Below are 21,365 nucleotides of genomic sequence, written 5' to 3'. Positions count from 1 at the left end.
TCCCGGCCCGGGGCCCTCTTGTGCCCGAGCTTCCCGGGCCGCGGTCCTCCTGTGTCCGAGGGGGTTCAGCGGCCCCCGGCCAGCAGCAGCGGCGCACCGCCCGTGCCGCCTGCGCCGCCGCCCCCGGGTGGTTGTGTGCCGCCCCCGCCCGCCACCCCGAGCAGCGGCGACGCCGGGACCTGCGCGAGCAGCCCCCGCTCCGCCAGCACCGGCGTCACCCCCTCGCCGAACCAGTACGCCTCCTCCAGATGCGGGTAGCCGGAGAGCACGAAGTGCTCGATGCCCAGCTCGTGGTACTCCTCGATCCGGTCCGCGACCTCGGCGTGGCTGCCCACCAGCGCGGTGCCCGCCCCGCCCCGTACCAGACCCACCCCCGCCCACAGATTGGGCGAGATCTCCAGATCGTCCCGCGAGCCGCCGTGCAGGGCGAGCATCCGCTGCTGACCCACCGACTCGCTCCGGCCCAGCGCCTGCTGGGCCGCGGCCACCGTACCGGGATCGAGATCGTCCAGCAGCCGGCCGGCCGTGGCCCAGGCGTCGCGCGCGGAGTCCCGCGAGATGGTGTGCATCCGGATGCCGAACCGGACCGTACGGCCCCGCTCCTCGGCCAGCGAACGGATCCAGTCGATCTTCTCCTTCACCTGGGCGGGCGGCTCGCCCCACGTCAGATAGACATCCGCGTGCTCCGCCGCGACGGGCCCCGCCGCCGGCGACGAACCGCCGAAGAAGATCTCCGGCAGCGGATCCGGCGGCAGCGCGGTCAGCCCGCCCTCCACCTGGAAGTGCTCCCCGTCGAAGTCGTACGGACGTCCCTCCCACGCGCCCCGTACCACCGACAGGAACTCCGCCGTCCGCGCGTAACGCCGGTCGTGGTCGAGATGGTCACCGAAACGCCGCTGCTCCGTGGCGTCACCGCCGGTCACCACGTTGAGCAGCAGCCTGCCCCGGGTGACGCGCTGGTACGTCGCCGCCATCTGCGCCGCCAGCACCGGCGAGATCAGCCCCGGCCGGAAGGCGACCAGGAACTTCAGCCGCTCCGTCTGCTGCGCCAGCGCCATCGTCGTCAGCCAGGCGTCCTCGCACCAGGTGCCGGTCGGTGTCAGCACCGCCTCGAAGCCCAGATGCTCGGCGGCCTTGGCGATCTGCGCCAGATACTCGATGTCGGGCGCCCTGACCCCGCTCACCGGGGTGATCCTCGACCGTTTGACACCCCCGTCGGTGTACGCGTGACGGTCCACCAGGGTGCGCCCGTCGCCGCCGGTCGGCAGGAACCAGTGCAGATGAACACTCATCGGGAAGAGGCCTTTCCGTAGCTGCGCGCGGGCGAGGTCGACGGCGGCAGATCCTTGTTGAAACGGTCGTCCACGTAATCGGCGAAGTCGAAGCGCCGGGGGATGAGCCTCAGTTCGGCGAAGGTGTCGGCGATCTCCTGCTCGGAGGCGATCGCGGCGGCGTCCAGCGCCACCGGCACCCGCGTCCCCCAGGTCAGCTTCACCGCGTCCAGGGCCACGTCGTACGGCAGCCCAGTGTCCTGCGCCCAGACCTTCGCCCACGCCTCCGGATGGTCGTGGACCCAGTCCTGGGCCCGGCGCAGCCGGTCGAGGAAGTCACCGAGCGCCGCCGTCTTCGCCTTGTTCCTGAGCACGGCGTCCGAGGCGACCTGGAAGTTCAGCCCGTTGACGACACCCTGGCCGTGTGTCAGCACCCGCCCCTGCCCGGCACGGAGCACCTGGGAGGTGTACGGGTCCCACACGGCCCAGGCATCGACCTTTCCCCCGGCGAAGGCGGCCAGCGCGTCGGCCGGCTGCAACAGGGTGACCTTGATGTCCTTGAGGGTGAGCCCGGCGCGCCGGAGCGACGCGATCAACTGGTAGTGCGCCGAGCTGCCCTGGGCGACCGCGACGGTCCTTCCCCGCAGATCCGCCGTCCTCCGCAGCTTCGAGTCCTTCGGTACGAGGATGGCCTCGCCCCGGGCATCACCGTGCGTGGCACCCACCACGGTGATCTTCGACTCGGCCCCGGCGGCGAAGACCGGCGGGGTGTTGCCGACCGAACCGGTGTCCACGGCACCGGCGTTGACCGCTTCGAGCATCGGCGGACCGGAGGTGAACGTCGACCACTTCACCTTGTAGGGCAGATCGTCGAGTTCACCGGCGGCCCGCAGGACCGCCTCGGCGCCGCCTTTCTGATCACCGACGTCGAGGGTCACCGAGCCCTTCCCGTCGGTGGAGCCGCCCGCCCCGCCGGAGTCGTCGGCGGAGGAGGCACCGGAGCAGGCGGTGAGCAGCAGGGCGAGGGGCAACAGGACCGCGGGCACAAGACGTTTCATGAGAGGTCTCTCGGAGTGGGGGGAGAGTGAGGTGAGTTACGGCGCGGATGGCCGACAGGGGTGCCGGGCGTCATCGATGCCCGATGTCGTCGACCCCCAACTCGGCCAGCAGCCGGGCGCGCAGAGCCGCGAAGCCGGGATCGCCCACGGAACGCGGCCGGTCCAGCGCGACCGGTGTCTCGTACGCGATGACACCGTCCCGCATGACCAGCGCCCGGTCCGCGAGCAGCAGGGCCTCCTCCACGTCGTGGGTGACGAGCAGCACCGCGCAGCCGCGCCGCTGCCACAACTCGGCGACCAGCCGCTGCGCCGTGAGCCGGGTCAGCGCGTCCAGCGCCCCGAACGGCTCGTCCAGCAGCAGCAGATCGGGTTCCCGTACCAGCGCCCTGGCGAGCGAGGCGCGCTGGGCCTCGCCGCCCGAGAGTGTCTTCGGCCAGGCGCCCGAGCGGTGGCCCAGCCCGACCTCCGCCAACGCGCTCTCGGCCACGGCCCGTTCGGGCTTGCCGTCCAGCCCGAGCAGCACATTGCGCCAGACCCGCTTCCACGGCATCAGCCGCGGCGCCTGGAACGCGACGGCCCGCCGCTTCGGGACGAGTACGGTGCCCTCGATCTCCCGGTCGAGCCCGGCCAGGACCCGCAGCAGCGTCGACTTGCCGCAGCCGCTGCGGCCCAGCAGTGCGGTGAACTCCCCCGGCCGCAGGGTCAGATCGAGCCGGTCGATCACCGGCCGCCCATCGAAGGACCGGGTCAGCCCCTCGACCCGTACCGCCGCCGCGCCGTCGAGCTCCGGCGTGCTTCTCACTGGCCCGTGAAGGTCGGTCGCCATTGCAGCAGCAGCCTTTCGAGAGTACGGACGACGGCATCGGCGAGCAGCCCGAGCAGGGCGTAGACGACCAGGCAGACGACGATGATGTCGGTACGGAAGAAGTCCCTGGCCTGGTTCATCAGGAAGCCGATACCGGCGTCCGCGTTGATCGATTCCCCGAAGACCAGGGCGAGCCAGGCGGTGGCGAGCGAGTACCGCAGCCCGGTCATCGCACCGGGCAGTGCCCCCGGCAGGACCACATGCCGGATCAGCCCCAGGCGGCCGAGCCCCAACGACTCTCCCGCCTCGACGAGTTGGGCGTCGACGCCACGGATCCCGGCGTACACGTTGAGATAGAGGTGGAAGGCGACCCCGAGCGAGATGAGCGCGATCTTGGGCGCCTCGCCGATGCCGAGCCAGATGATGAACAGCGGGATCAGACCGACCCAGGGGACGGTGCGCAGCATCTGCACCGTCGCGTCGACCAGGTCCTCACCGAGCCGTGAGAGCCCCGACGCCAGGGCGAGCGACACGCCGATCACGCCGCCGAGCAGCAGCCCGGCGGCGACGCGCTGGAGCGAGACCCCCATGGCGGCGGGCAGGGTGCCGTCGGCGATCAGACCACCGGCGGCCCGGGCGATGGTCCCCGGCGAGGCGAGAATGTCACGGTGCAGCACCCCCGCCGCGCTGAGCGCCTGCCAGCAGACCAGGAGCAGTACCGGCCCGACCGTGCGGCGCAGCCACCGAGGGGCGGCGCGCAGCCGTGAGCCGCGCGCGGAGACCGGTGTCACGGCCTCCAGGACAGGTGAGGGGTGAGCGGATTCAGGGGATATGTCGGGTGGGGCATGATCGAGTGTCATGGAGGCTCCACGGACAGCGACAGAGCGGGGGAGGGGGAGGCGTCAGAAGCCCGCCCCGGCGTCCGCGCGCGGTGGTGCTACGGCGCGGGTCGGCCGGGTACGACGGGAGGGTGCAGAGACGCGGGGCTCGGGAAAGAAGGGCGCCGGAGCCGGGAAGTGCTCAGCGACCGCGACAACACGCGGCGGAGGCCACCCGCAGCAGGTCGATGTGACCGCGCGTGGTGAGCAGAGCTGATCGCGACATGTCGCAGAACGTAGCGAGACTTCACGGACCGGTCAATGCCGTCTCGTCACGCGGACGCGCGTTTCCGCCCGTCGGTCGGCAGGATGGGGGTATGGCTCACGCGTTCACCACCAAGGTCCTGCGTCTCACCACCGGCACCGAGGAGACGGTCACCGACCTGACCCGCGCCTGCGCGGAATTCCTTCAGGAAACCGCCGCGGGCAGGGACGGCCTCCTGAACATCTTCGTCCCGCACGCCACCGCGGGCGTGGCGGTCATCGAGACAGGCGCGGGCAGCGACGACGACCTGCTCGCGTCCCTGCGCACCCTGCTCCCCGCCGACAACCGCTGGCACCACCGCCACGGCACCCCGGGCCACGGCAGGGACCACGTCCTCCCCGCCTTCGTACCACCCCACGCGACCCTGCCGGTGGTCGCGGGCCGGCTGGAACTGGGCACCTGGCAGTCGGTCTGCCTGGTCGACACGAACGGGGACAACCCGGACCGGCAGGTGCGGCTGAGCTTCCTCGGGTGACGAGGATCGTTCAGCTGGGGCGTGCCGCCGATTCTCCGTACTATGCGCGCTCGAACGGAGATAAGAAATGCGCGGTACTGACCTCAACACGATCGAACGACCCTACGACGGATGCGGCAAGTGCCTGCTCGGAGTGCGGCGGCTGTCGCGCGTGAAGCTGGCGACGTCCTCGCCTGAGCGCCAGCGCGAGAACGTGCTCACTGCCGCCGCCTCCGTCGGGGCCGACATCATCGGCTGGGCGGACGACTGGGAGGTCTCCGGCTCTCCTTGGCGAGGTCGGCCAGGTAGGCGAGGGCGGTGAAGGCGGAGGCGCCGGAGCCGATGACGGCGGTGTGCCTGCCCGCGTAACGGGCCCGTACGTGTACCGCTCGACCCAGGTGTAGACCGGTTGCCGCGACGCACCGAAGTGGCGGGCCACCTGCGTGACTGGCGCCCCGTCCAGCACCTGGAGCACCGCCCGGTAACGGTGCTCGGCCATCCACCGCCGGTCGTCCACGGGCTCCGGCTCACGCGCTTCTGTCACACAAGGGCCAACGAGCCACGGCCGTCCAGGATGTTCCGAGACCGTCAGAACTGTCGCGGGACCGTCCAGGATCAACCAGGACAGAAATGTCCAACATCCCGTAGGACTTCGCACTACGGGGAGAACGACATGGCCGCTGATAGAAGTACAGGCTTGCTGTTGTCGGGTCACCCGGTTCTTAGGCTGTGCGCACGTAGGGTGTTACGAGCTCCGAGAATGTGCCCTGTCATCAGGGCTTCAGCCCATTCGCCGTCTCCCGCGCGCAGCGCCATCAGCATCTGATGGTGTTGTTGGAAGTTCCGGCGCAGGGCTTCTCGTGGGTAAAGACTGATGGAGCGGCGCACCATGGGCACTTCGGTCAGGCTGATGACCATGCTGATGAGGCGCGGGGACCGGGAAGCACGGAGAACGCTTGAGTGGAAGCGCCAGTTCAAATCCGTACACTGTTCCGTCCACCCCTCGGGTTGTTCGTCGAGGAGGTGGATCATGGATGTGGCAATATCTTCCAGTCGGTCCAGTTCCTCCGTCTCCACTTGGCCTGCGGCAAGGCGTGAGGCATACGGTTCGAGGCGAATGCGCAGTGCGTAGACCTCTTCGAAGTCGTTGTCGGTCCACGTACTCACGATCGCCCCGCGATTGGTGATGGTCTCCACGAGACCATCACCCTCCAGCCGGGCGATGGCGGCACGCACCGGAGTTCTGCTCACTCCGTGCGCCTTCGCCAGCTGCGCCTCGATCAGCCTGGCGCCCGGCGGGTGGGTGCCTCGGACGATGTCCTGCCGCAGAGACTCGTAGACTAGGTCTCCGCCGCTGCGCTCCCGCCGCGCGTCTACATCGACGTTACGGCCCCCCCTTACCGACCGCGCTTGTGGAGCGTCATCGGGCTCGGGCACCATACGTTCTCTCCATCGTCACCGGTCGCGGGCTGGCACGCTCGCCCTCAAGATAACGCACCGCTGCTTGTCCCCTCCTGGATCAGCAGCGGTCGGCCCTTGTCACGGTTGTGCGAGGTTCGCTTGTCAGGAAGAGCCACACACTCATTCCGATACGAGAAAGACGATCAGGGTGCGGGGGCCGTGGACTCCCTCGACCCGGTCAAGCTCGATGTCGCTCGTTGCGCTCGGTCCGCTGATCCAGGTGAGCGGTCGTTCGGGATCCAGTTCCCTCACGGCTGCGGCCACGTCGGCCACCACTTGACTCGTCCGAACGACGCAGAGATGGCGATCCGGAATGAGCGTGGTGACGCGGCGCCCCTGACCCGCGCTGTGGTCGAGAACGATGGTGCCCGTCTCGGCGATGCCGAGCTTCGCCGTGGTCAACACCGCCTCGACGCCATCGAGGTCGTAGGGGCTCAGGGGAAAGTTTCCGCCGACGGTGGTGACATCACGCAGCGCGCCTTTCGGCGTCAGGTTCTCCTCGAACCCTGCAGGGACCAGAACGCCGCGCCCTTCCAGAGCAGCGTCGATTCGCTCGGCCAAGGCAGCCTCGGTGCACTGCACCACGGTGGCCTCGTAGTCGGCTACGCGCTCGGCGAAGAGGTCGACATGTTCGGGGGTCACGGGTACCGGGGCGGGGCGGTCCACCACGGTGTCCGCCGGGGTCTCCGTTTCGTGTACGTCCCGCAGCGCGCTCCGTACACGTCCCAGGATCTCCGCCCGCGCCTGGCGCGCGGCCTCGTTACGGGGAGTGGGCGCTGATGTCCGGGGCACCTGCTTGCTGCTCATGGCTGTCATCCCTCCTTCGGGCGGAAATCCTTGGTCTGGTCCGATGACGCGTTGCGTGTTCGGTCTTTCCGGTTCCGGGCCCACCAGGAGCGGAAGGACTCCGATGCGGGAACTGGGGTGTCCCGGGCGTCCGACCAGGGGTTCGGGAGGGGGCCGAGCATCGCTCTGCCCCCTGGTGCCCGCCTGCGGACGCGTTTCAAGGATTTCCCGATCGCCCCACTGAACTTCTCTGCCGCGACGATGCGGCGGGAGTCGGCCAAGGCCCAGGACACTGCCTTCATGGCCATGTTCTGCGTCTTCCATTGGCCGCGGTGCGCGTCCACGACCTTGGTTCGCAGGTGCACCAACACCTCGGGAATGTCGATGCGCACCGGGCACGCCTCGAAACACGCCCCGCACAGGCTGGACGCGTAAGGGAGCGAGTCCACCTGCGCGCTGTCCCCCACGCCGTTCAGCATCGGAGTGAGGATGGCCCCGATGGGACCCGGATACACCGAACCGTAGCTGTGTCCCCCGGTCCTTTCGTAAACGGGGCAGACATTCAGGCACGCTGAGCACCGGATGCACCGTAGGGCCTGCCGCCCCGTGGAGTCCGCCAGCACGGAGGTGCGCCCGTTGTCCAGAAGGATGACGTGTACTTCCTGGGGGCCGTCGCCGGGTGTCACGCCCGTCCATGTCGAGGTGTACGGGTTCATCCGCTCTCCCGTGGACGAGCGGGGCAGCAGTTGGAGGAAGACGTCGAGATCTTCCCAGGTCGGCACCAGCTTCTCGATCCCGACGACGCTGACCAGGACTTCGGGCAAGGTCAGGCACATGCGCCCGTTGCCCTCGCTCTCGACCACGGCGAGCGTCCCGGTTTCAGCGACGGCGAAGTTGGCTCCGGACACCGCGACTTTGGCGCGGAGGAACTTCTCCCGCAGGTGAGCGCGCGCGGCGGCGGCTAGTTCGGCCGGCTGGTCGGTCAGGTCCGCTGGGGCGGGACGCCCGTTGCGTCCCATCTCCCTGAGGAAGATCTCGCGCACTTCCGAACGGTTCCGGTGGATCGCCGGGACGAGTATGTGGCTGGGCAGGTCGTCGCCAAGCTGCACGATCAGCTCGGCGAGGTCCGTCTCCCACGCTTTGATCCCGGCGCTCTCCAGAGCCTCGTTGAGCCCGATCTCCGCCGTGGCCATCGACTTGACCTTCACGACCTCGTCCGCGCCGTGGCCTCGCGCGATGTCGATCACGATCTGGTTGGCCTCGTCGGCGTCCCGAGCCCAGTGGACCGTGGCGCCGGCGCGTGTCAGCGCTTCCTCCAGCTGCTCCAGATAGGTGTCGAGATGACGCAGTGTGCGGTCCTTGAGCGCGGCTCCCGCCAGCCTGAGCCGCTCCCATTCCTCCACCTCGCTGACGACGGCGGCGCGCTTGCCGCGGATCGTCTGTGTGGCGTGCGCGAGGTTACGTCGAAGCTGGGTGTCGGCCAGTGCCGTACGTGCAGCGTCGGGGAACGGCGGCATCCCGAGGAAGGTGCCACTCATCGGACCTCCTCCGTGGATACCGTTTCTGTGACCGCGCACGGTGGCGTTGCCCTCTGTGAGCACGCCACCGTGCGTGCCCCGGAGGACGCTGTCCGTTCCTCCGCCGAACTCTCGGTCGAGGCGAGGATTTCCGCGAGGTGCATCACGCGCACGCCTGCCCTCTGCCGCGACAACAGACCACCAATGTGGGTGAGGCAGGAGTTGTCTCCCGCGACCAGAACCTCTGCCTGCGACACCAGCACGTGACGGGCCTTGTCCGCACCCATGGCGACCGACACGTCGGCGTTCTTCACAGCGAAGGTGCCGCCGAATCCGCAGCACTCCTCCGCCGCCGGCAGCTCGCACAGTGTCAGTCCGCGCACCGCGCGCAGCAATCGGGTGGGCCGGTCTCCCACGCCCAGCATGCGCAGGGAGTGGCAGGTCGGGTGGTAGGTCACCCGGTGCGGGAAGTAGGCGCCCACGTCCTCCACCCCGAGGACGTCGATCAGGTACTCCGTCAACTCGTATACAGGGGGCCCGGACTGTACCGCTCGGACCAAGCCGGGGTCTCCTGACCTCTCGGCGACGAGACGGTGCTGATGGCGTACCGAGCCGGCGCAGGAACCGGAGGGAACCACCACCGCCTCGCAGCCCCCGAACGCCTCGACGTGGTTCCGCAGAAGAGGAACCGCTTCGTCGAGGTAGCCCGTGTTGACCATCGGCTGCCCGCAGCACGTCTGGGCCGCCGGGAACTCGACGTCCACCCCCAACCGGTCCAGCAGCCTCACCACCGCACGTCCGGTATCGGGGTACAGCGCGTCGTTCATACAGGTCACGAGGAGACCGACACTCATCCCGTGGACTCCTCGTGAAGTTGCCGGCCCCGGCTGAGCGGCGCATCCGTGGCTTTGCGTACCTGCTCCTCGGTGACGCCCGGAGCGGTCTCCACGAGAACGAGCCCGCCGGGGGCGACGTCAATGACAGCGAGATCGGTGATGATGCGGTCGACCACGCCCAGCCCGGTGTAGGGCAGGGTGTTCTGCCGCAGGATCTTCGGAGAGCCGTCCTTCGTCGTGTGCTCCATGAGCACGATGACGCGGCGGGCCCCGTGCACCAGGTCCATGGCGCCGCCCATGCCCTTGACCATCTTGCCGGGGACCATCCAGTTCGACAGGTCGCCCCGTTCGGATACCTGCATGGCGCCGAGGACAGCGACGTCGAGGTGTCCACCGCGGATGACGCCGAACGACAGCGCCGAGTCGAAGAACGACGCGCCGGACCGGACTGTAACGGTTTCCTTTCCAGCGTTGATCAAGTCAGGGTCCACCTGGTCTGACGGCGGGTAGGGGCCGGTGCCGAGGATGCCGTTCTCGCTGTGCAGGACTACGTGCACGTCCTCGGGAAGGAATCCGGGGATCAGCGTGGGAAGTCCGATGCCGAGGTTGACGTACTCACCGTCGCGCAGTTCCCTTGCCGCGCGTGCGGCCATCTCGTTGCGACTCAGACTCATGCCGCGGCCTCCGTGACGGTTGTCTTCTCAATACGCTTCGCCACGCCCGGTGCGTGAACCACACGCTGCACGAATACCCCGGGCAGATGGACCTGTTCGGGGTCCAGTTCGCCGGGCTCGACGAGTTCAGCCACCTCGGCGATCGTGACACGCCCGGCCATCGCGCACAGTGGGTTGAAGTTCTGGGCGGTCTTGTCGAACACGAGGTTCCCGTGCCGGTCGCCACGGGCCGCCGCGACGAGGGCGAAGTCGGTCACGATCGCCTCCTCCAGCACGTGCGGCGCCCCGCCGAACTCTCGTACCTCCTTCGCCGGGGAGGCGAGGGCGACCGAGCCGTCTGGCCGGTAGCGCCAGGGCAAGCCTCCGTCAGCGATTTGCGTGCCGACCCCAGCCGGGGTGAAGAAGGCGGGTATCCCGTACCCGCCGGCACGCAAGCGCTCTGCGAGCGTGCCCTGTGGACACAGCTCCACCTCGAGTTCGCCGCTGAGGTACTGGCGAGCGAATTCCTTGTTCTCCCCTACGTAGGAGCCGGTGACGCGGGCGATGCGGTGTGCGCCGAGCAGGATGCCCAGTCCCCAGTCGTCGATCCCGCAGTTGTTGGAGATCACTTCGAGGTTCGTGGCCTCGGAGCGGTGCAGGGCGTCGATCAGCGTCGACGGGATGCCACAGAGCCCGAACCCACCGACGGCGAGTGAAGCTCCGTCGGTGATGTCGGCCAGCGCCTCTTCAGCGGTGACCACCTTGTTCATGACGATTCATACCTTTCGTTCCGGTGTGGCGCGCACGAGCGCCATACCGGTGCGGACACCGTCAGCGAAGCGCGACGGCGTTGGCCGGCGAACCGACTCCACCGGTCAGGTTGAGCGGGGAGACGACCAGCAGGCAGTCGAACTGCCCGGACTCCTCCGAGTCGCGGGAGAGTTCGTCGAGGTCCCACAACTCGCCGATAGGCAGGCCGAGGAGTCCCAGCAGGTCCTGATGGATCATTCCCGGCTCGTTGGGCCCGCCGAACTCGGCGTTGCCGGAAGCGGGAAGCGCCTCGAAGGCCATGGTGTCCGACGCCGCGAGCGCGAATCCGTGATCCCAGAGCCAACCGAGGGTCTCCCGGTCGGCCTCCATACCCGTCCAGCACCGTGAGCGACGCACCTCTGCCTTGCGTTCCTCGTCGAGTGCGAGGTACCAGGCGGTCCAGCCCGTACGCAGAAGCAGGATGTCGCCGGGCCGCGTCTGCGCGTCCTGCCACTCCAACGTCTCGTCCAGCACGCCCGCGTGGAGACGCTCACCGCTCGCGTGGTCGATGGGCTGCCCCTGGGCCGTCCGGTACCGCTCGACGTCCACAAGGACTCCGCGGCCCGCGAGGGGCTGTTCGGCCCAGCGCTGCACGCCGAGCGTGGGGGACCCGACCTCCACCGCCTCGTCCGGAAAGCCGTTGTAGAACCCGTGCCGGAAGTGACGTCGATGGCGCAGGCCGTCGATCTGGCTGCCTGCCTGGAGCCAGAAGCGGTCGAGGTAGTCGTCGCGCTGGTCGGCGTGGGTACCGGTGAGGTGGTGCTCATAGGTCTCGCGGTGTGCCGCGATGGGAGGGGAGAACGCGTCGAGCGGGTAGTCCAGGTTGATGGCCACGCCCCGGCGCACGGCCCGTGCTGCTGCGAGGAGTTCGGCCGGGCCAGCGAGATTGGCCGTGCCCCGCTCGTCTGATTCTCCGAACAGGCCCCAACTGGACCAGGCGGGGGCGTCGGTGCGCTTCCCGAGTTCGTCGTATGTCGGTGAGCTCATGGGGTGTACTCCTCAATCGATCAGAGGCCGTGAGAGTGGGAAGCGCGCCCTCAGACGGGCCGGGCGGAGCTGGCGGGCTCCGTCGAGGCGGTGTCGGTCTGCTCGGCCGCAGCAGCGAGCGCGGAGTCCCGGGTCTCGGGAAGGCGCAGGACCAGCATCACGACACTGCCGACGACGGCGATCGCCAGAACGTACAGGGCAGGCGCGAGCGGCAGACCTGTCGTGCTGACCAGCAGGGCTCCGACGAGGGGGGCGGTTCCGCCGAAGATCGTCTGAGCGAGGTTCCAGGACACCGACGAGGCGGAGACCCGCACGTGCGTGGGGAAGATCTCGACAACGGTGGTGATCAGGGATGCGTTGAGGGCCGCGATCGGCAGCACCAAAAGCACCTGTCCTGCTGTGGTTCCCAGGAGCGTTCCCGTGCCTGCCAGGAGGAACCCGGGAACGAACAGGGCGAGCGTGCCGACCACTCCGGCCACCAGCACCGGACGCCGACCGTAGGCGTCGCACAGCGCACCACAGGTCGGCACCGCGAGCGCGAGCACCACGAATGCGAACAGGTTGGACAGGAGCGCGACGGAGGGTTCCGCCTTCACCGTCTCCTTGAGATATGTGGGCATCAGCCCGGCGAAGACGTAGTAGGCCACCGCGTAGATGGCGACGCCTCCACCCACCGCGATGATCTGCCGGCGACAGGACCGCAGGGCACCGCGCAGGGGGTTCTGTTCAACTGCCTCGGACTGTTCCAGATCCTCGAACTCCGGTGAGTCGTCCAGCTTGGCCCGGGTGTAGAGCCCCACCATGGAGATCACGCCGCCGAAGAGGAACGGGATGCGCCAGCCCCAGCTCGCCCACGCCTCGGGCCCGGTCACGCTCTCGACGAGCAGCACGACCCCGACTGCCAAGAGGAAGGCGACCGCTGTGGTCGTGGGCACGAGACTGACCCAGAAACCGCGTCGCCGGGCGGGAGCCCATTCGAAGACGAGCGAACTCGCGCCGGTCAACTCGCCTCCAGCGAAAAGACCTTGACACATCCTGAGGAAGACGAGCAGGAGCGGTGCCGCGATGCCCGCTGTCGCGTACGTCGGCAGCAAGCCGGTCAGCAGGGTTGCTATGCCCATGCCGGTGACGACGATGGCCAGGGTGGTACGGCGGCCGATGCGGTCGCCCAGGCTACCGAAGAGGAGCGAGCCGATCGGACGGGCGATGAACGCCACACCGTAAATGGCGAGGGTAGCCAGAAGGGCCACGGTCGAACTCGTGCCCTCCGGGAAGAATACGGTGGCGATGACCGTCGCCATGTAGCCGTAGACAGCGAAGTCGTACCACTCGGTGAGGGTCCCCAGCATCGCTGCGATGAGCGTTTTCCGGGCCATGGTCGGAGCACTGCGTTGTGCCATGACATCGGCTCCTTCGTTATTGGACGGCTGCACCCGTCACTGCGGTTTCACGGCGGAGCCGTCGAGCTGGACACGGCCTTCGAGGATGTGGGACTGGAGGGACTTGCCATGGCCGTCGACACGCAACGACGTGGCGATTCCCCCGCCGAGGGCGCCGGTCATGACGAAGTTCAGCGCACGGGTCCCGGGAAGTTCATAGCGAGTGATCGTTCCGGTAACCAGGCCGTCATACAGCTTGGCCACCATGTCGACAGTGACCTGCTCCCGGATGATGTCCCAGTGTTCGGCCCGGTACGGGATCACGGACACGTTGATGATGTCGCCCTTGTCGCCCGAGCGTGAGAATGCGATCTCACGCAGAGACACGACCGTGGGAGTGGGGGTCTGCATGTCAGCTCTCCAGGTAGCGAACGGCGGTGTGGATCTGCGAGGCGTCGATCTGGATGGGGTACACGGCGAGCGCGGGCTCGATACGACGGACGACGCCGCCACCCCCGGCCGGTCCCTCGAGATAGAGGCGCTCGACTTCGAGCGAGAGCCGCTCGGCGGCTTCCCTCGTCCGGGTACGTGCCGCGGTGCGCACGCGCACCTCCACGGGCTCCTGGTCGGACGGCCGGAAGCCATCGCCGACGAGCGTGTTGACGCCGTGGATGTCCTGGCGGGAGTCAAGGATCTCGTCGCCGAGTTCAGCGATTCGGTCGGCCATGATCTCCTCAGCGACCCGGGCACGGCTCAAGCAGCCCGCGGCGGCATACGAGATCTCACCAACGACCTTCCAGCCGACATCCACACCGACCAGGACCTTGGCAGTCGCCGGACGCGGGTTGCCCCTGGCCCCCTGGACCCGCACGCGGTCGGGTCCCACGGCCTCGGTCGTGACCTGGGTGAAGTCGGCGACGATGTCGGGGTTGGTGTATGCCGCCGGGTCGTGGACCTCGTATGAGACCTGAGCAGCGACCACCCTCTCGTCCAACAGGCCGCCCGTGCCATTCAGCTTGGTGATCACCGCGCTTCCGTCGCCGACCTCGGCGAACGGGAAGGGCAGGCGCCCGATGCCAGGGACCTCGCGGTAAGGCGGGTCCGCGAAGAAGCCCCCGGTGGCGTGAGTGCTGCACTCCAGGATGTGCCCCACCAGCGTGGCGTGGGCCACCCTGTCCCAGTCGTCCATCGACCAGCCCATTTCGTGGATGATCGGGCCGACGTAGAGCGACGGGTCGCTCAGCCTTCCGCCCACCACCCATTGGGCACCCTCGCCCAGCGCCTCGACGACTTCGCGTGCGCCGATGTAGGCGTTCGCGGACACGACGCTGTCGCCGAGTTCACTCACCCGCTTGCCCAGCTCCTCGATCAGGGGATCGAGTTTGCGGACCTGCTCCAGTACGTCGTCCCCGGTGATCGCGGCGATCTTGATCCCGCGATGGCCCGCCTGCTGGAACCGGTCCACGAGGATCTGGGCGGCGGCCTCGACGTTCGCCGCCCCGAAGCTGCCGACGACCTTCAGCCCGTCGGCGACATACGGTGCCAGCGCATCGACAGTGTCGTTGAGCCGGACGTCGTATCCGGCGTTCGCGTCGGCGCGCTTGCGCACCTGTGCCATGGCCAGCGTCCGCTCGGCGAGCGAGTCGAAGGCCAGGTAGTCCACGCGACCGCTAGCGGCGAGGTCAAGGGCCGGCTGGAGCCGGTCCATAGCGAAACCGGATCCACATCCGATCCGCACGAGGTGTTCGCCCTGTGAGTCTTTCCCTGAACGCGTCATAAGTGCCCTCCAAGAGTCCGGACGACGGTTTCTGAGATCAGCTCGTCACCGCCGCGCCGCCGGCCCGAGCGGGGTCGGCCCGGCGGTGACGGCCCACCCCATGCCATTTCCGTGGGCGGGGCAACGAGAGTGCGAGCGGAAACACACCCGTGCGGTACGTTGCCCCGCGCCGCGATCGGACGCTACCCCGCAGAGCTCCGATTGGATACCATCTGGTCGGAACTTTCTGAGAAGCTACATGATTAGTCGCGGTAGGGCGACAGATTGTGCACCATGTTGCTGAGTGCGGGAGGTGAGGACGCCGTACGAACGCTGCTCGCGCCGGTGTGCCGATGGCGCCGCGCGACGCGGCGGCCTCTTCTCGGCGCGCGCCATCGCCCATGCCTTCGCGTCAGGCGCTACGACTCTGCTGTGCTGCGTCGTCCTTACGCGGCGGCACCATCCTCGGCAGGCTCGATGCGGGGTCTGCCCGCGGCGCGACGTTCGGAACAGCCGCCAGCGCCTTACGTGCATGGGGTACGAGCTGCACGACTTTCTCGGCGGCGTCGCGGGCCAGGTCGTCGAGGACGGGCTGGTAGATGTCTCGCGTGATCCGTGTATCCGAGTGGCCGAGGGTTTCCGAGGCGACCTTGATGTCGACGCCGGCCGAGAGCATCAGCGTCGCGGTGACATGCCGGAGGTCGTGAAGGCGGATCGGCGGCAGACCGGCCGCATCTGTGAGACGCTCGAAAAGATCGCTGACCTTGCCCGGGTGGAGGAGGGAGCCGTCGTCCTGGGTGAAGATGCGACCGGTGTCCTGCCAGCCCTCACCCCACGCCTCGCGCTCCCTCCGCTGGCTACCCTTGTGCGTGAGGAAGCCCTCGTTGGTCTCGCCGTCCAGGGCAATCAGCCGGAGGCCGCTGTCTGTCTTAGAATTCCTAACGAAATGATCTTCGAGGTGGTTGGATCACTCCGGGGCCGTTGATCTGGGGGTGCCGAGTGGCTCGGCGGAAGCCGTGGGACGTTGATGACAAGTTGTGGGCGGTGATCGAGCCGCTACTACCAAAGATCGAACGTCGCACTCGTCATCCTGGGCGGAAGCGGCATCCGGACCGGCTGGTGTTCCAGGGCGTCCTGTTCGTCCTGCATACCGGGATCGCCTGGGAACACATGCCGCAGGAACTCGGCTTCGGTTCGGGCATGACGTGCTGGCGACGCCTGGCCGAGTGGACCGAGGCCGGCGTGTGGCCCCGGCTTCACGAAGCGCTCTTGGCCAAGCTCCGCAGCGCGGACGCCCTGGACTTCTCTGCGGCGGCCGTCGACGGCTCCCACACCAGAGCATTAAAAGGGGTCCCAAGACGGGACGAAGCCCTGTTGGCCGGGGCAGGACGGGCAGCAAGCACCACCTGATCACGGACGCCACTGGCATCCCGCTCGCCGTCACGCTGACCGGCGGCAACCGCAACGACGTCACCCAGCTCATCCCGCTGCTCCAAGCGGTGCCGCCCGCTCGGGGCAAGCGTGGCCGACCTCGGCGCCGCCCCGACGTCGTGCTTGGTGACCGCGGCTACGACCACGACAAGTACCGCCGCCTCGTCCGTGCGCTCGGTGTGAAGCCACTGATCGCGCGCCGTGGCACTGAACACGGCTCTGGACTCGGCACTCAACGCTGGGTTGTCGAGCGCGCATTCGCCCACCTGCACTGGTTCCGCCGCCTGCGGATCCGCTGGGAGATCCGCGACGACATCCACGAAGCCTTCCTCACCCTGGGATGCGCACTCATCTGCTGGCGACGCCTGTCACAGCCGACCCGACCCCTCACCCTCGCGCAGTAGCCACTCCCAGACCGAAGGAGCTTGGTCAAGGAGCCGTCTGACCCGCATTCCCTCTTCGCGTGAGGTCACCTTCGGCAGCGGGGTGAAGTCGTCGGGGATCACGTCCAGCCAGCTCACCACGCGGTCTCCCGTACGCAGAGTGATCAGCAGTTCCCACCGCACGTGATCGGCAACGTCAAGGTCAGGGCGGTGGGACAGGGTGTGCCACAAGGCCGGCCACAGAGAGTGGGTGCCGCCAGGCGCCGCATTCGCCCGCACCCACGTCGGATCCAACCGCTGACTCAGGCCGAGGTCACCCGCCCGCTCCTCCAGCCGGACCAACGAGGCCGAATCGATGACCTTCACCTCGTGTGGCAGCGGCCGCTCGACGTCCATCGCCCCATGCTGCCCGACAGCACCTCACCTCGGGCAGCCGACCCCAAAGAGTCATTCCGTTAGGAGTTCTAAGCCTGAGCAACGGTCCTCAAACGAACCAGCACGCCCCACCCGCTATCACGCACCAACTCGTTAAAGCTTCAGGTGTTCCGGCTCACCCGCCGGCGGTGTACTACTCACCTCCCCTAGCGATAGTGCGAGGAGCCCGTGGTCGAGCCCAACGATCAGCCGCTGTGACACCCATGTGACGGCAAGTGCAGGATGATGTACTGGAATCTCTTCAACCAGCGCTTGGCTCGACACGTCCCACAGGCGTACGGTCCTGTCGCTACTGGCGCTGGCGAGGAATGTCCCGCCCTCACCGATCATGCTCACTGCGTTTACTGCGCCCGAGTGGCCTGTGAGGTCTCCGATGGGTTCGCCACGCGCGGCATCCCACAGGCGCACCTCTCCATGTGCGTGCGCGGTGGCGAGCGCGGTCTCCCCCATCATGGGCAGCGCACACATTGCAAGGGTCTCGGTTGCGGCGACCAATTTGTGGCGCTGACCAGAGGTGGCGTCCCACAACCACACCGTGCCGTCCTGACCGTCCGTAGCAGTTGCGACGTATGGTTGACCAGCGATTTCCAGGGGACACATGGCGTAGATCCCGCCATGAAAGCGGGCAAAGTGTGCGGTCTCGTTGCTCAGTGGGTCCCAAAGCCATGCGCTTCCGTCGGTGTGGCCCGTAGCTAGTAGCGTTTGGTCGCCGACGCGCACGGAGCACACGGTATAGGCAGGTTTGTTGCCTGGACGTCGAGACGACCGCGGCACGGCTTCCGCAAGGTCAGACAACCACACTGCTCCGTCGTCACCGCACCCGGCGAGGTACGACCGGTTGAGGTGGGTCACGGTACATAGAGCCCGCACCCAGTCGTGATTTCCACGCAACGAGTTGACGACCGAGCCAGAGCCAGGATCGCGCAGTTGAGTTACGCCGTCGTCACCGCCAGCGGCCAATAGCAAACCGTTACCGCTGGATGCGGGGGAGAGTGCGCGCACGGCGCTCACGCTGCTGGCGCGCGGCGCCGACGGGTCCCACAGCCGCACGGTGTGGTCGGCGCCCCCACTGGCGATCAGGTCTCGGCCGTTGACGTGCAGCACGCAGAGGGAGTCCACGGAGTCGGAATGGCCTTGGAGGGTGATGGTGATGCGGCCGGTCTCCGGGTCCAGCAATCGCACCAGGTCGCCGCTCGGGCTGGCAAGCAGCGACTTTCCCTCGACTGTGAGGGCACGCAGCGTAAAGGCCAGGTCCTCCCCGGGGAGGGTACCTACACACCAGCCGCTGATCGGGTCCCACAGACGAACCGTTTTGTCGTCTCCGAGACTTGCTAGCAGGGTGTGATCTCCCATTTCCACCGCGGACAGGGCGATGACGGAACTCTCATGCCCTTCGAGGATGTGGACGCGCTCGCCGGTGTCGGGACGCCAGAGCATGATGGAGTGGTCATCTTCGTCTCCGCCCGACGCCAGGAGAGTTCCGTGGTTGACCGCTAGCGTGCACAGACTCTCGACCCAGCCGCCGTGCTCCGATAGGACCGCTGTGCACTCTCGGGAGGCGGGATCCCAGATCCGGACTGTTCCGTCCGCGCTCCCTGTTGCAAGGCGAGGCCCGTCGGCCGTTTCGAAGGCGCACAAATCTCGGATCGAGCTGACGTGGCCGCGCAGGTACCCCGCTGCGCGTCGGAGGGACTCGTTCCACAGCCAGACGTCCCTGTCCGCAGCGAGAGCGAGGTAAGTCTGCCCGTCGACGATCAGGCCGCACATCGCACTGATGCGCCCGAACTTGGGTGTGAGGCGTCGTACCGTCCGGGCGGTCACTGGGTCCCAAAGCCGGATGGTCCCGTCGCCGGCGGCGCTGGCGAGCAGGGTGCCGGTCGGGGGGCCGAGGGCGCACACAGCGCGGATCTCGCCGCTGTGGCCTTCTAGAATTGCGTCTTCGGCGCGGGAGGCGACTGCTGCCCACTCGGCTCGGTATGGCCCCTTCACTGCCAAGGGCCCGTAGACCTGTCCGAATCCTTCCTGCGCCTCGGTTACGCTGAAAAGGGCCGCGCGCTTGGTGGGGACGCAGTCGATGGCTTGCGGCGTCCGGCGTAGAAGCTGGGCGCGTTCCTTGGCCGCTCGGGAGACCGCCGAACTGCTCGCCGGGATGAGGCGTCGCAGATCTGCGTGGAGCGCGTACTCCGCGTCCGCAAGCAGCTCGTCGATGACCCGGCCGCCCACGGCGTGCCGGGGTAGCGAACGCAGCAGGTACGCGGGCGCACGGTCCCAGCCCAGCCGTCGGCCGTAGGAGACGAAGGAGCGTGTGAGGGCGCGCTCGTCGGTCACGTTCGATCCGAGCTGCGCGCGATTTTGCCGCAGCGCATCATTTAAGGCTTGGTGGAAGAGCCGGAACACACCCGTGTTCTGATCGCTGACGCCGCTCTCGATGAGAAAGTTCGCGGCTGACGAGCGTGCCAGAGAACGGAGCTGGTCCTCAGCGAGGTGATGGCCCGTAAGTTTCTCCACTGCAGCGCTCCACAACGGCATTGGGAGCCCTGGAGCCTCGGCATAGGCCAGGACGCTTAGGGCATCAGCCGCCGGAGCGCCGTCAACTGCAGGCAGTCGTGAGAGGTATTCCTCCAGGGCTGCAGCGACGGTGGGCGTGAAGGCAATATCTGCGGGCGCAACAGCGCGAGTATCGTGCAGGCCGTGAGCGCGCGCGGTGAGACCGGCCACGAGAAAGTTCGCGTCGGCGAGTTCTGCGATGCGGGCAGCAACCGGGCGCGCGGTGCGCTTGTCGGCATATGGGTTATCGGGCCGCTCGTCGCCCAACAGCTGGAGCGTAGCCATGGTGTATGCGGCGAGGTCCGCTGTGGCGAAGAACTCGGGAGCGTCCAAGTCGATGACACGGACCGCCGCGCCGAATGGGTCGAGCAAGCTACCGGCGTCGTCCCTGCGGCGGCTACCAACTAGAACCCGGACATGGAGATCCGCGCAAGTCTCAGCCAGCGGGATGGCAATGTGTCGCGCGATCAGGCGGGCCTGCTGCGCGCTGGTGGCCTCGTCAAGAGCGTCGATGACGATGACGAAGGGCGTTTGCGCGGAGGCAGCTCGTTCGGACAGCGCGGCCCGCAGTACGGAGGCCAGGTCGCTCACGCGTTCGGGGGGCGCGGCCGAGGCCGCAGCGGCGATCTCCTCGGCTACCTCGAGAGCGGTCTTTCCCTTGGCGTGAACGGCGCAGGAGACCGCACCGAGGGGGGCACGCAGGGCGTCGTCATCCGCCGGGAGTGACGCGGCGATACCGAAATCTGCCGAGGTGACCACGCGCCCGAGCACCGCGGACTTGCCCACGCCGGGTGACCCGGTCACCATCAAGACTTTCCGCGGTGCGGTGACGCAGGTCATCCAGCCGATGATCTCGGCGAGCGCTGCGGTGCGGCCGCGGAATCGGAAGCCTTTTTCGGAGTTGGTGCTCACGCCGCGGGCGCGCGGCTTCCAGTGCCGGCCAGCTTCCGGATCGTCGTCCAGCGTCCAGCCCCACGCCGCGAGCGCTGTTTCGCCCGCTGCCTCGGCCGACCAGTCGGCGAGCAGCGCGATCTTTTGTTCGGGCAGACACCTATCGGCCTGATAAAGCGTAAAGGCTCGGGCGTCACCCGAGCCGCTGGCTTGCCCGACCAGACCCACGATCGCCTGGTACGTCGATGACCACAATGCGGCACCGCTATAGCCGGGCTTGACGGGATAACGCGATGCCGTGTCGAGTCGCACCCACCCGTAGGCGAGCGCCTCGCCGACCGTCCCGTCCGACGAATTGCCGAATAGGTCGCCGTCGGGGAACCCAAATGCCCACCACGCGTCACCTACGAGGGCGGAAGGCGTCGGCCGCCGCAGTCGCCCTGCCGGCTCACCGGAGACTGGCTCCGAGAGTACGAGGACGGCCACGTCCTGCGCGCGGTGCTTCGCTGGAGCTTCCGGCGCGAACACATCTCGTACTCGGAAGCGCCGGTCCATGAACTGGTCTGACTTGGGGAAGGCCACCCACAGCTCCCGCGTTCTTTCCCACGTTGGGCATGCGACATGCGCGCAGGTAAGCACCCGATGGTCGTCTATGAGGAAGCCGGATCCCAGCGCCTTTTCGTCGTGCTCCGTGCCGTGTGCTGCGGCTACCCAGGCATCGGTGCCCGGGCGCGGGCCCGAACCGACAGTGGCGTTCATCGA

At 67.9% G+C, this 21,365-nt stretch carries 19 protein-coding genes and 2 pseudogenes; 2 read left to right on the top strand and 19 right to left on the bottom strand.

Annotated elements, in window-relative coordinates; all coding sequences use genetic code 11:
• Positions 1-65 precede the first annotated feature (65 nt).
• The 5 genes from ACFXPK_RS01385 to ACFXPK_RS01365 all read right to left on the bottom strand — a co-directional run bounded on the left by ACFXPK_RS01385 (position 66) and on the right by ACFXPK_RS01365 (position 4,238).
• Positions 66-1,292, bottom strand: a complete 1,227-nt coding sequence (locus tag ACFXPK_RS01385; RefSeq protein ID WP_385070340.1) for an LLM class flavin-dependent oxidoreductase — start codon at positions 1,290-1,292, stop codon at positions 66-68.
• Positions 1,289-2,329 carry an ABC transporter substrate-binding protein gene (locus ACFXPK_RS01380; protein ID WP_384995461.1) on the bottom strand — a complete coding sequence of 347 codons (1,041 nt, stop codon included), beginning with the start codon at positions 2,327-2,329 and terminating at the stop codon, positions 1,289-1,291. The genes ACFXPK_RS01385 and ACFXPK_RS01380 overlap by 4 nt, the downstream gene beginning before the upstream one ends.
• Positions 2,330-2,399: 70 nt before the next feature.
• Positions 2,400-3,155: an ABC transporter ATP-binding protein gene (locus ACFXPK_RS01375; RefSeq protein ID WP_384995459.1), complete on the bottom strand. Its 756-nt coding sequence runs from the start codon at positions 3,153-3,155 to the stop codon at positions 2,400-2,402.
• Positions 3,128-3,994, bottom strand: coding sequence for an ABC transporter permease (locus ACFXPK_RS01370; RefSeq protein ID WP_385070335.1), 867 nt, complete (start codon positions 3,992-3,994; stop codon positions 3,128-3,130). Before ACFXPK_RS01370 ends, ACFXPK_RS01375 begins: the two co-directional genes overlap by 28 nt.
• Positions 3,995-4,154: 160 nt before the next feature.
• The gene (locus tag ACFXPK_RS01365; RefSeq protein ID WP_382893431.1) at positions 4,155-4,238 is read right to left on the bottom strand and encodes a putative leader peptide; all 84 of its coding nucleotides are present in this window, start codon (positions 4,236-4,238) and stop codon (positions 4,155-4,157) included.
• A 91-nt stretch (positions 4,239-4,329) separates the two neighbouring features.
• Here ACFXPK_RS01365 and ACFXPK_RS01360 point away from each other — a divergent pair, with 91 nt between their 5' ends.
• Positions 4,330-4,752, top strand: coding sequence for a YjbQ family protein (locus ACFXPK_RS01360; protein ID WP_385070332.1), 423 nt, complete (start codon positions 4,330-4,332; stop codon positions 4,750-4,752).
• A 361-nt stretch (positions 4,753-5,113) separates the two neighbouring features.
• Here ACFXPK_RS01360 and ACFXPK_RS01355 read toward each other — a convergent pair.
• The 12 genes and pseudogenes from ACFXPK_RS01355 to ACFXPK_RS01300 all read right to left on the bottom strand — a co-directional run.
• A pseudogene (locus ACFXPK_RS01355) lies at positions 5,114-5,230 on the bottom strand (helix-turn-helix domain-containing protein); the annotation flags it as partial.
• A gap of 212 nt (positions 5,231-5,442) precedes the next feature.
• Positions 5,443-6,171 carry a GntR family transcriptional regulator gene (locus tag ACFXPK_RS01350; RefSeq protein WP_385070329.1) on the bottom strand — a complete coding sequence of 243 codons (729 nt, stop codon included), beginning with the start codon at positions 6,169-6,171 and terminating at the stop codon, positions 5,443-5,445.
• 141 nt (positions 6,172-6,312) lie between these two features.
• Complete coding sequence (locus ACFXPK_RS01345; protein ID WP_385070326.1) at positions 6,313-6,999, bottom strand: lactate utilization protein C; 687 nt, start codon at positions 6,997-6,999, stop codon at positions 6,313-6,315.
• 5 nt (positions 7,000-7,004) lie between these two features.
• A complete protein-coding gene (locus ACFXPK_RS01340; RefSeq protein WP_385070323.1) occupies positions 7,005-8,516 on the bottom strand; it encodes a LutB/LldF family L-lactate oxidation iron-sulfur protein in 1,512 nt (503 codons plus the stop codon).
• Positions 8,513-9,349: a (Fe-S)-binding protein gene (locus ACFXPK_RS01335; protein WP_385070321.1), complete on the bottom strand. Its 837-nt coding sequence runs from the start codon at positions 9,347-9,349 to the stop codon at positions 8,513-8,515. The genes ACFXPK_RS01340 and ACFXPK_RS01335 overlap by 4 nt, the downstream gene beginning before the upstream one ends.
• On the bottom strand, positions 9,346-10,005 hold the full coding sequence (locus ACFXPK_RS01330; RefSeq protein WP_385070319.1) for a CoA transferase subunit B: 660 nt from the start codon (positions 10,003-10,005) through the stop codon (positions 9,346-9,348). Before ACFXPK_RS01330 ends, ACFXPK_RS01335 begins: the two co-directional genes overlap by 4 nt.
• The gene (locus ACFXPK_RS01325) at positions 10,002-10,754 is read right to left on the bottom strand and encodes a CoA transferase subunit A (protein ID WP_385070315.1); all 753 of its coding nucleotides are present in this window, start codon (positions 10,752-10,754) and stop codon (positions 10,002-10,004) included. The genes ACFXPK_RS01330 and ACFXPK_RS01325 overlap by 4 nt, the downstream gene beginning before the upstream one ends.
• Positions 10,755-10,815: 61 nt before the next feature.
• A complete protein-coding gene (locus ACFXPK_RS01320; protein ID WP_385070312.1) occupies positions 10,816-11,781 on the bottom strand; it encodes a cyclase family protein in 966 nt (321 codons plus the stop codon).
• A gap of 50 nt (positions 11,782-11,831) precedes the next feature.
• Entirely contained in the window at positions 11,832-13,181 is a 1,350-nt protein-coding gene (locus ACFXPK_RS01315) for an MFS transporter (protein ID WP_385070309.1), read from the bottom strand.
• A gap of 36 nt (positions 13,182-13,217) precedes the next feature.
• Complete coding sequence (locus ACFXPK_RS01310; protein WP_385070307.1) at positions 13,218-13,571, bottom strand: hypothetical protein; 354 nt, start codon at positions 13,569-13,571, stop codon at positions 13,218-13,220.
• A 1-nt stretch (position 13,572) separates the two neighbouring features.
• Positions 13,573-14,937, bottom strand: a complete 1,365-nt coding sequence (locus ACFXPK_RS01305; protein WP_385070304.1) for an acyclic terpene utilization AtuA family protein — start codon at positions 14,935-14,937, stop codon at positions 13,573-13,575.
• A gap of 391 nt (positions 14,938-15,328) precedes the next feature.
• Positions 15,329-15,847, bottom strand: a pseudogene (locus ACFXPK_RS01300) (tyrosine-type recombinase/integrase); the annotation flags it as partial.
• Positions 15,848-15,915: 68 nt separating this feature from the next.
• Between ACFXPK_RS01300 and ACFXPK_RS01295 the strand changes: the two are divergent.
• Positions 15,916-16,751 (top strand): IS5 family transposase gene (locus ACFXPK_RS01295; protein WP_385070302.1). Its coding sequence is split into 2 segments (ribosomal slippage): positions 15,916-16,261 and positions 16,261-16,751, totalling 837 coding nucleotides; the frame shifts between segments, so codons are not numbered across the junction.
• On the opposite strand, the gene ACFXPK_RS01290 is transcribed toward ACFXPK_RS01295, so the two are convergent.
• Positions 16,716-17,126: a hypothetical protein gene (locus tag ACFXPK_RS01290; RefSeq protein ID WP_385070299.1), complete on the bottom strand. Its 411-nt coding sequence runs from the start codon at positions 17,124-17,126 to the stop codon at positions 16,716-16,718. The two genes, ACFXPK_RS01295 and ACFXPK_RS01290, sit on opposite strands and share 36 nt — an antisense overlap.
• A gap of 132 nt (positions 17,127-17,258) precedes the next feature.
• Complete coding sequence (locus tag ACFXPK_RS01285) at positions 17,259-21,362, bottom strand: trypsin-like peptidase domain-containing protein (protein ID WP_385070296.1); 4,104 nt, start codon at positions 21,360-21,362, stop codon at positions 17,259-17,261.
• Positions 21,363-21,365: the final 3 nt, after the last annotated feature.

The organism is Streptomyces sp. NPDC059142, assembly GCF_042755665.1.
Classification (GTDB): Bacteria; Actinomycetota; Actinomycetes; order Streptomycetales; family Streptomycetaceae; genus Streptomyces.
The sequence above is the reverse complement of the archived record's forward strand: the minus strand, read 5'-3'. Positions and strand labels throughout refer to the sequence as shown.